The sequence below is a fragment of the Pseudomonas fragi genome (assembly GCF_900105835.1).
Taxonomy (GTDB): Bacteria; Pseudomonadota; Gammaproteobacteria; order Pseudomonadales; family Pseudomonadaceae; genus Aquipseudomonas; species Aquipseudomonas fragi.
This window is the reverse complement of the sequence record NZ_LT629783.1, coordinates 3,320,876-3,333,300: the sequence shown is the minus strand read 5'-3', so window position 1 is coordinate 3,333,300 and position 12,425 is coordinate 3,320,876. Positions and strand designations below refer to the sequence as shown.

Genomic DNA, 12,425 nt, shown 5'->3' with positions numbered 1-12,425 from the left:
CTGCGTCCTGCGGCGAAGCCGTCGTAAAGTCGGTGATTACGGTTTGCCAGGCAAACCGCGTATTCAGGATTTACGATCGCTTCGCAATCGGACGCAGCCTGCGGCAGCTGCTACGGGTTATGTGTGGTTAATTAAACCGCAAAAATCTTGCCGGGGTTCATGATGCCTTTAGGGTCGAACACGGCCTTCAGTGCTTTCATGTACTCGATCTCCACCGGCGAGCGGCTGTAGGTCAGGTAATCACGCTTGGTCATGCCCACGCCATGCTCGGCCGAGATCGAACCGTTGTACTTCTCGACGGTTTCAAACACCCACTTGTTCACCGTCGCGCACTTGGCAAAGAACTCGTCCTTGCTCAGGTTTTCCGGCTTGAGGATGTTCAAGTGCAGGTTGCCGTCGCCAATATGGCCGAACCAGACAATTTCGAAGTCCGGGTAGTGTTCACCGACGATCGCGTCAATTTCTTTCAGGAATGCCGGGACTTTCGACACAGTGACCGAAATGTCGTTTTTGTACGGCGTCCAGTGGGAGATGGTCTCGGAGATGTACTCGCGCAGTTTCCACAGGTTCTGCAGCTGGGTTTCGCTCTGGCTCATCACACCATCAAGCACCCAGCCTTCTTCCATGCAGTGTTCGAAGGTTTCCAGAGCAGCGTTGGCCACTTCTTCGGTGGTCGCTTCGAATTCCAGCAGGGCGTAGAACGGGCAGTCGGTCTCGAACGGCGAAGGCACGTCGCCACGGTCCATGACCTTGGCCAGCGCCTTGTCGGAGAAGAACTCGAAAGCCGTCAGATCAAGCTTGTTCTGGAAGGCGTGCAGTACCGGCATGATCGAATCGAAATCTGCCGTGCCCAACACCATCGCCGTCAGATTTTTCGGCGCACGGTCCAGGCGCATGGTGGCTTCCACCACAAAACCCAAGGTGCCTTCGGCGCCGATAAACAGCTGGCGCATGTCGTAGCCGGTGGCGTTCTTGATCAGGTCCTTGTTCAGTTCCAGCACGTCGCCCTTGCCGGTGACCACTTTCATGCCGGCCACCCAGTTGCGGGTCATGCCGTAGCGAATCACCTTGATCCCGCCGGCATTGGTGCCGATATTGCCGCCAATCTGGCTGGAACCTGCCGAAGCAAAATCCACCGGGTAGTACAGGCCGTTTTCTTCGGCCAGGTTCTGCAGATGTTCAGTCACGACACCTGGCTGGCAGACCACGGTACGGTCGGTCAGGTTGATGTCCAGCACCTGGTTCATGTAGTCAAACGACACCACCACTTCGCCATTGGCAGCTACGGCTGCAGCAGACAAACCGGTGCGGCCGCCCGAAGGCACCAGCGCCACGTTATGGGCGTTGGCCCACAGCACGATGGCCTGCACTTGCTCGGTGGTTTTCGGGAACACGATGGCCAGCGGGGCTGGGGCGAAATGCTTGGTCCAATCCTTGCCGTAAGCATTAAGGGAGTCGGCGTCGGTCAAAACCTTGCCAGGCTCTACCAGGGTCTTCAGCTCATCAATCAAGGCAGGATGGGTCATCAACAGAACTCTCGAACAATTCATGGTCATCCTGAGAACGCTTCACGTCGCAGGAATGGGTGTTTAGCGGGGCGCTTATGCTAGCATACGACCCCCCCGCAGAATCGAGCCACTGGACGATTCTCGGTGCCGGTCTTCACGCCGGCCAGGTCAGCTCGCGCTGTCCATTCCCTGCCATTTTTTCTCTGGGACACAGGTTTACGCAGATGAGCAAGACTTCTCTCGATAAGAGCAAGATCAAGTTCCTTCTTTTGGAAGGCGTCCACCAATCCGCTGTTGAAGTGCTCAAATCCGCCGGGTACACCAGCATTGAGTACATCACCAGTTCCTTGCCTGAAGCCCAGCTGAAGGAAAAGATCGCTGATGCCCACTTTATCGGCATCCGTTCTCGTACCCAGCTGACCGAAGAAGTGTTCGATTGCGCCAAGAAACTGGTCGCTGTTGGTTGTTTCTGCATCGGCACCAACCAGGTCGACCTCAACGCTGCTCGCGAACGCGGTATCGCTGTTTTCAACGCCCCTTACTCCAACACCCGTTCGGTGGCCGAGCTGGTGCTGGCTGAAGCGATCCTGTTGTTGCGTGGCATCCCTGAGAAAAACGCTTCCTGCCACCGTGGTGGCTGGATCAAGAGCGCGGCCAACTCCTTCGAAATCCGCGGCAAGAAGCTGGGCATCGTCGGTTACGGCTCGATCGGTACCCAACTGTCGGTTCTGGCTGAAGGCCTGGGCATGCAGGTGTTCTTCTACGACACCGTGACCAAGCTGCCATTGGGCAACGCGACTCAGGTGGGCAATCTGCACGAGCTGTTGGGCATGTCCGACATCGTCACCTTGCACGTACCGGAAACCGCAGCCACCCAGTGGATGATCGGCGAGAAAGAAATCCGCGCCATCAAAAAGGGCGGCATTCTGATAAACGCCGCGCGTGGCACCGTGGTTGAGCTGGACGCCCTGGCTGACGCGATCAAGGACAAGCACCTGATCGGCGCCGCCATCGACGTGTTCCCGGTTGAGCCGCGCTCCAACGACGACGTGTTCGAAAGCCCGCTGCGTGGCCTGGACAACGTGATCCTGACCCCGCACATCGGCGGCTCCACCGCTGAAGCGCAAGCCAACATCGGTCTGGAAGTGGCAGAAAAACTGGTCAAGTACAGCGACAACGGTACTTCGGTATCGTCTGTGAACTTCCCGGAAGTGGCCCTGCCGGCCCACCCAGGCAAGCACCGTCTGCTGCACATCCACCAGAACATCCCGGGCGTGATGAGCGAAATCAACAAGATCTTCGCCGAAAACGGGATCAACATCTCCGGCCAGTTCCTGCAAACCAACGAGAAAGTTGGCTATGTAGTGATCGACGTCGACGCCGAGTCCTCAGACCTGGCGCAAGAGAAGCTGCAGACCATCAACGGCACCATTCGTTGCCGCGTGTTGTTCTAAACGCGCTTCACTAAAAAGGGAGACCCTCGGGTCTCCCTTTTTTATGCGTCGAAAACGCTTATTTCACATTAACCGTGATTTTTTCCGACACGATGCTTGGCTTGAACGGCACATGCACCTGGTTGCCCAGCACCAGTTGCAAGGTGTGCTTGCCAGGTGGCAGGGTGACCTGGGTTTCGGTCTGAGCCTTGCCGAAGTGGATATGGTTGGCATCAGCCGGGATCGGTGCGTTCTCGGCCGGCAACTGGTCGACATCGATCAGCAGGTGGTGATGGCCCGCATGTGGCGTGGCCTCGGTGATAGGCGCCAGCGGCATGCCTTCGATGCCGAATTTAACGGTGAAGGTTTGATCAACCGTGGCACCGTCTTTAGGTTCGACGATAAACACTTTGGCGCCTTTTGGAGCCGCTTCCGACTCCAGGCCGGCCGCCGTGGCCATGACCGAAGCGCCCATCAACACAGAAGCCAACGCAACACGAGACAGTAGAGCTTTCATTTTTTTCTCCGGTTTTTGCAAAAATCTTCAGGGTCGGACAACTTTGAGCCAAAGCGTTGTCCAACGCCGCAAGTGACCAACATAAAGCAAAGCGAACGTTAAATGCGATTCGCTTGCATCCCAACCAAAGGAGTGACCATGCGTTTATTGCCGGGCCTGATGCTTTTACTGCCACTGGTGAGCCCTTTTGCTCAAGCCGAACTGATCGACGACGTGAATGACCGTGGCGAACTGCGCATCGCCCTTGAAGCCGATATGCCACCGTTCAGCTTCAAACAGGACGGGCGCCTGACAGGCTTTGACGTCGAGTTGGGTGAGTTGCTGGCCCAGGAACTGGAAGTGCATGCCTCCATTCTAGTCACCGACAGCGATGACCTGCTGTCAGGGGTTGAGAGCGGCAAATACGATGTCGCCATCAATCATGTGGCTTTGACCCCTGCGCTGCAGGATCGGTTCGATTTCAGCGAGCCTTACAGCCACCTGCAAGCGCAGGCGATTGCCCGGCAGGAACAGCCGCGCTCACCCAGCAGCCTTGCCATGTTGCAGGGCCAGACATTAGGCGTAGCTCAGGGCAACACGTTTGTCGACCGCGGGCCATTGGTGACGGTGGCGCAGAAAGCGCCAGATACCGATGAGGAAGTTGCCCTGGCGATCCCCTTCCAGAAAGGCAACCCGGCGTTCCAGGCCAGCCTGGACAAGGCGTTGCAGCGGATCAAGGCAGACGGGAGGCTGGAGGCGTTGTCGCAGAAATGGTTCGGGGCGGCTGCAAGACAGCCCTGAATACCCAATGTGGGAGCGGGCTTGCTCGCGATGGGAGCGACTCGGTCATTCAGGCATACCGAGTCGTTTGCATCGCGAGCAAGCCCGCTCCCACCGAATACTCAGGGTTGACGAATTGCCTTCACATCCCCGGCCTTGACCTCAGCCGCCTGGTTGCCCCAACTGGTGCGGATAAAATTGACCACATCGGCCACTTCCTGATCCGACAAGCGCCAGTCGAAAGCCGGCATGGTGAACGTTGACGGCGCCGTATGCGTCGCAGGCAATGTCCCACCCTTAAGCACAATATGGATCAGCGATGTCGGGTCGGCCGACTGCAATACCGGGTTACCCGCCAATGCCGGGAACACTCGGGTATAGCCGTGACCGTCAGTGCGATGGCAGGCCGCGCAGTTGTCGATGTACACCGCCGCGCCGCGCTTGCTGTCATCACCGTTCCACAGGGCATCCGCTACAGCCGGATCGTACTGATGGGGCTTGTCCGCCGGATTCACTGCCGGCAACGACTTCAGGTAACGAGCGATAGCCGTCAAGTCTGCGTCGGACATGTACTGCATGCTGTGTACGATCACATCGCTCATGCCGCCAAATACCGCACTGCGATCACTGCGCCCGGTCTTGAGGAACTGCACCAGTTGCTCTTCGCTCCAACTGCCCAACCCGTCCTTGTGATCACCGCGCAAGTTCTTCGCGATCCAACCTTCCAGCGGTGCGCTGCCTGACAGGAATGCCGGGCTGTCGCTGGCACTCAGGGCTTTTTCCTGCATGGTCAGGGCGCGTGGCGTATGGCATGCGCCGCAGTGCCCAAGGCCTTCCACCAGATAGGCGCCACGGTTAAGCACCACGTCTTTGCCGGCGTCGGGCTTGAAGTCTTCAACCGCCGGGGCAAACAGCCAGCGCCAGATCGCCAGCGGCCAGCGCATGCTCAGCGGCCACGGAATGTCTGCCTCCTGATTCGCTTGTTCGACAGGTTTTACGCCCTTCATAAAGTAGGCATACAACGCTCGCATATCCGCCTCGTTGACCCGCGCATACGAGGGGTACGGCATGGCCGGGTACAAGGTACTGCCGTTTTGCGCGACGCCGTGGCGCACGGCTTTGTCGAAGTCTTCAAAGCTGTAGCTGCCAATGCCGTTTTTGTCCGGCGTGATATTGGTCGAGTAGATCGTACCGATCGGGGTTTCCATCGCCAGGCCACCGGCGAACGGCTTGCCGCCCTTGGCGGTGTGGCACGCCACGCAGTCACCGGCGCGAGCCAGGTATTCACCCTGTTTGATCAGCGCCTGCGGGTCACTCTCTTCAGCCACAGCCGAGAAGCTGGCGAACAAGGCCAGGGTCGCGATAACAAATGCTTTCATGGTCATCGCTCCTTATGCCTGAACCAGCGGGCCGGGGTTTTTCAGGTACTGCTCGCGGATTGCCCGCGCCGACCAGTACGTCAATGCCGCCACGAGACCTGTGGGGTTGTAGCCCAAACCTTGTGGGAAAGCCGATGCGCCCGGCACAAATACGTTGTGAACGTCCCAGCTTTGCAGGTAGCGGTTCAGTGCGCTGGTTTTCGGGTTGGTGCCCATGATCGCGCCACCGTTGAGGTGGGTGGTCTGGTACGACGACGTATTGAAGTGGTCGCCTACCTGCTTGCCGATACGCGCAATGGCCTTGGGGTTCATCGCTTCGGCGATCTTGCCCATTTTTTCCATCATGAAGCGGTTCATCTTGATGTCGTTTTCTTGCCAGTCGAACGTCATGCGCAGCAGAGGTTGGCCGTAGGCATCGCGATAAACCGGGTCAAGATCAAGGTAGTTGCCACGGTAGGACTGATGCGCACCGTGGGCGTCCATCGACACTTGGTGGGTGTAGTAATCGGCGGTTGCACGCTTCCATGCGCTGCCCCAGGCCGGCGTACCCGGCGGGTTGGACGTACCTGCAATCGGTCGGCTACCGGCCTGGTTGACCCACATTGGCGAACCACCGACAAAGCCGTGGGGGCCGTGGTCGAAGTTGTCGGCGTTGAAGTCGTCAATCGCCACGCCATTGCCGCCCGCACCGATAAAGTTGTTGGTGTGAACGTCTTTGTCGAAGTAGGCCTTGATGGTGCCCATGTTCTGGTAAGCGAAGTTTTTGCCCACCACGCCTTCACCGGTTTTCGGGTCATACGGCTTGCCAATGCCCGACAGCAACATCAGACGCACATTGTGGAACTGGAACGCACCAAGGATCACCAGATCGGCCTGCTGCTCGATTTCGCGGCCCAGGGCATCGATATAGGTCACACCAGTGGCTTTGGTTTTGGTGCTGTCCAGGTTGACCCGGATCACATGGGCGTTAGGGCGCAGCTCGAAGTTCGGCAACGGCTTCAGGGCAGGAAGAATATTGACGTTGGGCGATGCCTTGGAATACATGTAGCACACGTAACCGCTGCAAAAACCGCAGAAGTTGCACGGGCCCATCTGCGCGCCGTAGGGGTTGGTGTAAGGCCCCGAGGTGTTGGCCGAGGGCAGGTTGTAAGGCTTGTAGCCCACTTCATTAGCCGCTTTCTGAAACAGCTGTGCGGAGTAGGTGTTCTTCTGCGACACCAATGGGAAGTGGTCGGAGCGATCCGGTGCGTAAGGGTTGCCACCCTTGCCTTCACCGACCCGTTGGCCATTGACGGTCCAGGCCTGGCCCGAAGTACCAAAGACCTTTTCCGCATAGTCGAAAAACGGCTCCAGTTCTTCGTAGCTGACGCCGAAGTCCTGGATGGTCATGTCCTTGGGGATAAAGTTCTTGCCGTAGCGCTCTTCGTAATGACTGCGCATGCGCAGTTCGATCGGGTCGACCCGAAAGTGCACCCCAGACCAGTGCAAGCCTGCACCGCCCACACCATTACCGGGTAAAAAAGCGCCCAACTGGCGATTTGGCAAAGCCACGTCATTGACGCTATGGCGGATGGTGACGGTTTCCTTGGAGACGTCCTGGAACAGCTTTTTACGCACGCTGTAGGTGAGTTCGTCGATTACCTGTGGATAGTTACCGTCCGGGTAAGTGTCCTGCATCGGGCCACGTTCGAGGGCCACAACATTCAGACCAGCTTCGGTCAGTTCTTTGGCCATGATCGCGCCGGTCCAGCCGAATCCGACGATAACTGCATCAACTTTTTTCATAACGGTCGACATGCTCAAGCCCTCTCGCCGCGAATGGAAACTGCCGGGAAGGGGTATTGCTCGTTGCGTTCAACCCAGTCCATGAAATCAGCGCGCGCGCCGGGGAAGCCGATCATGGTCCAGCCGACCATGCCTTTGTTGCCACCGTGAATCGGGTCGCAAAAGAAACCTTCCTTGGTGTTTTGCAGCAAAAAGCTGAAAAACATCTTGGCCGGAACGCTATCGAATTTCGGTGTGCCAGCTTCCAGCTGTTTGAGCACTTCGTCTCGGGTAGCGCTGTCTAGCCCAGCAAATGTTGAGTTATAGGCCTTTTTGCACAGTTCCTCCGTGGCAGCGATGCCCAGGCGGTAGATCTGTTTTGGCACCAGTTTGCTCTGCCAGCCCATTTCCGGTGCTGCGTCGGCATTGAACGGGCCTTGCATAAACCACAGTGCACCGCTGGCGTAAGGGGTGTTCATCTGACGGTCGATATATTCCGGCACACCGGCTTCCAGAGCGCCCGGGCCCTGCTCGTCGGCCGGGATCAGGCGCGCGACGGCGGCGTTGACGAACGCCCACTCTTCGGCGGTGAAGTAGGTCGGCTCATAAGCCGTGCCTGCTGTGGCAACGGACGGCGCAGGGGCAGGGGCGGCCTGCACGTCAGGCGTGGCCATCAGGACGGAACCACCAAGGCCCGTGCTCGCAACAGTGACCACTGGAATCAGGGTCAGGGTTTTGCGCAAAAACTCACGCCGGGGGTTGTCTTGCTCAGACATGCAGGGGGCACCTCATCAGGCAGTCACGGATTACAGCCGCTCATGGGCAGCTTTTCGTTTTGGCAGCGGTACAGGGCGTTATCGACCCAGGGAACAGGCACGCATGCAAAGTTTGGTTACAAATACTAACAGGCCGGGCGCGCAGATGAATCGTTTCATGCGTAAATTTGCCGCACTACTGGCATAGCGCCATCTACGCTGACGCCATCACGTTTTTTTGACAATTGAGCGACATAGTTTTGATTCGGCATCACGCAATCTTGCGCCTCACCTTCCCAACACCTTGTTAATGGTCGAACTGACATGCCCAAAGCCCGGTTTTTTCCTGCTCTGTGCCTGACCTTGCTGGCAGCATTTGCACTGCCTCAGGCCCAGGCCGACGAAACCACCCAGGCCCGACCAGCCCAGTGGGCACAGCCCATCGCGACCCAGTACAACCTGTATCAAATGTCCCCGACCCTGTACCGCAGCGCATTGCCTGACAGCGCCGCGCAGCCGTTGCTGGATAAACTGCATATCGCCACCGTGATCAACTTCCTGCCCGATGCCGACAGTTCTTGGCTCAATACCCCAGGTGTCGCACAAGTCCAGTTGCCTTATCGCACCAACCATGTGGATGACGCTGATGTGCTGGCCGCCTTGCGCGCCATTCAGACCGCGCAAGCCCAAGGCCCGGTGTTGATGCATTGCAAGCACGGTTCGGACCGCACCGGGCTGATGGCGGCGATGTACCGCGTGGTGGTGCAGGACTGGAGCAAGGAAGACGCCCTGAAGGAAATGACCCAGGGCGGCTTTGGCGAAAACTCGCACCACAAGGATGGCGAGAGCTACATGATGAAGGCCGATATCCCACAGTTGCGTACAGCCTTGAGCAGCGGGGCGTGCAGCACCAGCCCGTTTGCAACCTGCGTGGTAAAAAACTGGCTCAAATCTGCCAAATCCTGATTAACGGTCAAATACCCGCTGGCGGTCGCCCCATAAACAATGTGAACGACTCTGATAGCGGGTATTCACTGCCCGGTGCATGAAACGCTTCGCGGTAGGCCATGCCCGCTTGCGGGCTGAACACACCCTCCTGCTCGAATCGCGCAAAAACCTGCTCGGCCAGCGCTGCGGCCTGCTCGCGCAGGTAGTAGTTGGCGTCATGCCCCGCGACCATATAGTCAAACGTATTGGCAAAACGCTCATGTTCAGCCTGGGGTAAAGGCTGGACCTGATTTTGTGCGCTACGCCAAACCGCCTCCACGCTGCGACCATCGCCCCAAGTCAGGTGCAGTTCAAAATCAAACAGCGAACGCGACAGTTCCTGCACCTCTTCCAGCCAACGCTCGGTATCACGGGCACTCAAGGCCTGGTCAACCTGCTCATAGGTCAGTTCACTGTCGTGTTGATGGTGCCGGGCATACCAGCGCAGGCTGTCCCGCGACCAGCACCATTGCTCTGCACACTTGCCTGCAAATCGCGAGGCTACGGAGCCCAGGCTGTCCACCCGGGAAAACGCACTGTAGGGGCTGCGGGTCAGCAGCAACTTCAGGCAATGGCCCAGCTCATGGAACAACGTGCCCATCTGCACATGGGTCAGCAGCACAGGCGCGCCCTCGGCTTCGGGGGTAAAGTTGCCATGCACAATGGCCACCGGGGTGATCAGCTCCCCCTGTGCATTGACTCGACGGCTGCGTGCCGACTGCATCCAGCAGCCATTGATTTTGGGGGCACGCATATAAGGGTCGATAAAAAGATGCCCCAGCAGCACACCGGCTTCGTTTACCTCAAACAGGCGAACATCCGGGTGCCAGGTGTTGAATGACGTTTGCTCCACCAGATCGACCGCAAACAGGCGCTTGACGACCAGCACAATGCCCTCGAAAACGCGATTGAAAGGGAACCAGGCGCGCAACTGATCGTTGCTCAGTGCGCCAGGCTGCCGGCCATGCCTGCGGGCCAGAAACAACAGATCCCAGGGTTGGAGCCTGTCGTACCCCAGCGTGGCCGCCAGGGCATGCAACGCCGCCGTTTGCGTTGCAAAACGCGCTGATTTTTGTGCAATGCGGGTGCGCAGCATACCCAGCACTGCATCCGTCGAGGCCGCCTTGTTCTGGATGCTCAGCTCGGCATGGTTGCCGTACCCCAACAGCAAGGCCTTCTGATGGCGCAAGCTGAGCAGATCGTTAAGCACCGGACCATTGTCATATTGCCCGCCAGCGGGGCCCAGCTCGGAAGCCCGCGTGTTGTAGGCGGTGAACAGTTCTTCGCGCAACGCCCTGTTCTGGCAACAGCTCATGATTTCAGTGTAAGTGTCACGCTCTTCGAGGGTAATCAGCCAGCCCTCAAGACCGGCCGCCCTGGCCGTCTGCGCCAGCTGTGCCTTGAGTGCAGCGGGCAGGCCCGCCAGCAATGACTCATCGTGAACCAGCCGCCGCCAGGCCTTTCGGGATTGCCGGGCATTTTCGAAAAACACCCATTCCAGCCTGGAAATTTCACGGTTGAGCCGAGCCAGTTCGCCTCGGTCTGCGGCGGGCAGCTCACTCCCGGCCAACCGGTAGTCCAGCAGGATCTTGTGCAGCAACGCCTGCTGGGCACGATCCAGCTCCAGGGCCTCGGGGCTGTGGGCCAGCGCCTTGCAGGCAAGGTAAAGACCGCGATCTTGCAGCACCTGGGTCTTATAGTCGTGGGCCGCGCGGAAACAATCGCCGATGGTGGTTTCCCAGGGCACGTCCCGGGATACCTGCCCCAGCGTCATGATGACGCCTATGGCGTCGTCCAGCCGCGCCGTCAAAGTCTCCATCGGCAAAATCAGTCCAGACCAGGTGGGGTGCCGGGACTGGGTGGCGACGATACGGCTAATTGTCTGCAGGTTGTCGGCAACAATGTGTTCAATGGCCGGCTTGAGGTGTTCGAGACGCACCTCGCTGTAAAGGGGCAGGAGGGTAGTGCTCAACAGCGGGTTGGTTGGCTCCATGCTGTATTCCTTGAGAGTTCTGCTTCATTTCGGGCTGAGTAACTGTGGGGTTTCAGCCTAAAGAAGCAGAACTTTCAAGGGCACTATCTATGTAGTGCAGCGAATCAAACCTCAGCGGCCAGCCCATTGCTGCAAGGCGGTCTTGCGCTGCCCGGGGGGCAATTTGCCCAGCTGTTCGACTTCGGCATAAAACCTTGGCCAGTCATTGCCGACGTGCTTGTACAAGGCCGCGAAGGCGGGCACCCATTGATCGTACAGGCCGAAGGGCAGCAGTTTGGCGTTATTCAGCGGGCCATTGACCCACGCGTCATAGCGCGGATTTCCCGCCCATTGCTGATCCCGTAACTGACGATAATCACGGCGCATTCGTTCAAATTCAGCGGCTTTACGCTGTTGCATCTCGGCTGCTGGCAACGACTGTGCATAAAGAGATTTCAAGCGCTGGCGAGTGTCGAGCACCAGGGTGATAAATTGCTCGCGTTGCTGCAGGTTGCTGCTGCCGGAGGGTGGCAGGCCTTGCCTGGCGCGCCATTGGCGGGTGCCTTCCTGTTCAACGAAGCTGGCGAAAGACTCATTGAACTCAGTGTCGTCCTTCACATAAAACCGCTGATGGGCCAGTTCGTGAAAGATCAGCGTGGCCAAACGCTCATCACCCCAATTGAGCATGCTGTTGAGGATCGGGTCATCAAACCAGCCCAGGGTGGAATAGGCTTCGACGCCGCTGACAAACACATCCATGCCCTGCTGGTGTTGCAGGGCAGCTTCACCTCGCGCCGCACCCTGGCTGTAATAACCCCGGTAGGCCACGCACCCGGCGATGGGGAAGCAATGGGTCACCGGGTTGAGGGAAAACTCCGGGGTGGCGAAGACATTCCACACCACATAAGGCCGCTTGAGGTCGGCGTACAGGCGATAGCTCTGGTTGTCCGGCAGGTGCAAATGCTGACTGGCGAAGTTTCGTGCGGCCTGGGCTTTTACCAATTGGTCTCGCAGTTCAACCGGGCGCTGCGGGTCGGCAATGACCGTGCTCACCTGCTCGCGGGCCTGCAATAACTGCCACTGCCCTCCCGCCAGTTGCGAGTAATACGAAGCACTGGAACAGCCATTGATCAGCGGTATCAGGGCAATGGCAAGCAGGCAGCGAACACGCGGCGTCATAAAGCGATCCCGGCGGCAAAGTGACAATGGTGTGGGAGCGGGCTTGCTCGCGATACAGCCAGCACAGTCCTTCAGACAAGCCGCATCGATGCCATCGCGGGCAAGCCCGGCTCCCACAGAGGGCTGAGCTGCGAAGCGGCATTGCGCGCTATGCTTGTGCAACAAATTATCT

10 protein-coding genes are annotated in these 12,425 nt (G+C 58.4%); 3 read left to right on the top strand and 7 right to left on the bottom strand.

The features are described 5' to 3' along the window. Nucleotides 1-131: 131 nt before the first annotated feature. A complete protein-coding gene (locus BLU25_RS15170) occupies nucleotides 132-1,526 on the bottom strand; it encodes an FAD-binding oxidoreductase (protein ID WP_016782783.1) in 1,395 nt (464 codons plus the stop codon). A gap of 206 nt (nucleotides 1,527-1,732) precedes the next feature. On the opposite strand from BLU25_RS15170, the gene serA reads away from it, so the two are divergent. Then, nucleotides 1,733-2,962, top strand: a complete 1,230-nt coding sequence (serA, locus tag BLU25_RS15160) for a phosphoglycerate dehydrogenase (RefSeq protein ID WP_083369705.1) — start codon at nucleotides 1,733-1,735, stop codon at nucleotides 2,960-2,962. A gap of 58 nt (nucleotides 2,963-3,020) precedes the next feature. Here serA and BLU25_RS15155 read toward each other — a convergent pair whose 3' ends face one another. Then, a complete protein-coding gene (locus tag BLU25_RS15155) occupies nucleotides 3,021-3,458 on the bottom strand; it encodes a DUF4399 domain-containing protein (protein WP_016782785.1) in 438 nt (145 codons plus the stop codon). Nucleotides 3,459-3,596: 138 nt separating this feature from the next. Between BLU25_RS15155 and BLU25_RS15150 the strand changes: the two genes are divergently transcribed. After that, nucleotides 3,597-4,238 carry a transporter substrate-binding domain-containing protein gene (locus BLU25_RS15150; protein WP_016782786.1) on the top strand — a complete coding sequence of 214 codons (642 nt, stop codon included), beginning with the start codon at nucleotides 3,597-3,599 and terminating at the stop codon, nucleotides 4,236-4,238. A 101-nt stretch (nucleotides 4,239-4,339) separates the two neighbouring features. Here the strand turns inward: BLU25_RS15150 and BLU25_RS15145 are convergent, their stop codons facing one another. From BLU25_RS15145 to BLU25_RS15135, 3 genes are read right to left on the bottom strand one after another with little or no spacing between them, the layout of a single operon-like run. Then, nucleotides 4,340-5,596, bottom strand: coding sequence for a cytochrome c (locus BLU25_RS15145; protein ID WP_016782787.1), 1,257 nt, complete (start codon nucleotides 5,594-5,596; stop codon nucleotides 4,340-4,342). 12 nt (nucleotides 5,597-5,608) lie between these two features. After that, nucleotides 5,609-7,393, bottom strand: a complete 1,785-nt coding sequence (locus BLU25_RS15140; RefSeq protein WP_029611641.1) for a GMC family oxidoreductase — start codon at nucleotides 7,391-7,393, stop codon at nucleotides 5,609-5,611. A 2-nt stretch (nucleotides 7,394-7,395) separates the two neighbouring features. Next, nucleotides 7,396-8,136 (bottom strand): gluconate 2-dehydrogenase subunit 3 family protein, encoded by a 741-nt coding sequence (locus BLU25_RS15135; RefSeq protein WP_016782789.1) that lies wholly within the window; start codon nucleotides 8,134-8,136, stop codon nucleotides 7,396-7,398. Nucleotides 8,137-8,439: 303 nt separating this feature from the next. Here BLU25_RS15135 and BLU25_RS15130 point away from each other — a divergent pair, with 303 nt between their 5' ends. Then, nucleotides 8,440-9,081, top strand: coding sequence for a dual specificity protein phosphatase family protein (locus tag BLU25_RS15130; protein WP_016782790.1), 642 nt, complete (start codon nucleotides 8,440-8,442; stop codon nucleotides 9,079-9,081). Nucleotides 9,082-9,088: 7 nt separating this feature from the next. On the opposite strand, the gene BLU25_RS15125 is transcribed toward BLU25_RS15130, so the two are convergent. Continuing rightward, nucleotides 9,089-11,095 carry a M3 family metallopeptidase gene (locus tag BLU25_RS15125; protein ID WP_083369704.1) on the bottom strand — a complete coding sequence of 669 codons (2,007 nt, stop codon included), beginning with the start codon at nucleotides 11,093-11,095 and terminating at the stop codon, nucleotides 9,089-9,091. 111 nt (nucleotides 11,096-11,206) lie between these two features. Further along, the gene (locus BLU25_RS15120; RefSeq protein ID WP_016782792.1) at nucleotides 11,207-12,253 is read right to left on the bottom strand and encodes an aminopeptidase; all 1,047 of its coding nucleotides are present in this window, start codon (nucleotides 12,251-12,253) and stop codon (nucleotides 11,207-11,209) included. Nucleotides 12,254-12,425 lie beyond the last annotated feature (172 nt).

Coding starts and splice junctions, on each gene's coding strand:
- BLU25_RS15135 (WP_016782789.1), bottom strand. CDS start 8,136: ATGTCTGAGCAAGACAACCCCCGGCGTGAGTTTTTGCGCAAAACCCTG.
- BLU25_RS15140 (WP_029611641.1), bottom strand. CDS start 7,393: ATGTCGACCGTTATGAAAAAAGTTGATGCAGTTATCGTCGGATTCGGC.
- BLU25_RS15120 (WP_016782792.1), bottom strand. CDS start 12,253: ATGACGCCGCGTGTTCGCTGCCTGCTTGCCATTGCCCTGATACCGCTG.
- BLU25_RS15170 (WP_016782783.1), bottom strand. CDS start 1,526: ATGACCCATCCTGCCTTGATTGATGAGCTGAAGACCCTGGTAGAGCCT.
- BLU25_RS15130 (WP_016782790.1), top strand. CDS start 8,440: ATGCCCAAAGCCCGGTTTTTTCCTGCTCTGTGCCTGACCTTGCTGGCA.
- serA (WP_083369705.1), top strand. CDS start 1,733: ATGAGCAAGACTTCTCTCGATAAGAGCAAGATCAAGTTCCTTCTTTTG.
- BLU25_RS15155 (WP_016782785.1), bottom strand. CDS start 3,458: ATGAAAGCTCTACTGTCTCGTGTTGCGTTGGCTTCTGTGTTGATGGGC.
- BLU25_RS15150 (WP_016782786.1), top strand. CDS start 3,597: ATGCGTTTATTGCCGGGCCTGATGCTTTTACTGCCACTGGTGAGCCCT.
- BLU25_RS15145 (WP_016782787.1), bottom strand. CDS start 5,596: ATGAAAGCATTTGTTATCGCGACCCTGGCCTTGTTCGCCAGCTTCTCG.
- BLU25_RS15125 (WP_083369704.1), bottom strand. CDS start 11,095: ATGGAGCCAACCAACCCGCTGTTGAGCACTACCCTCCTGCCCCTTTAC.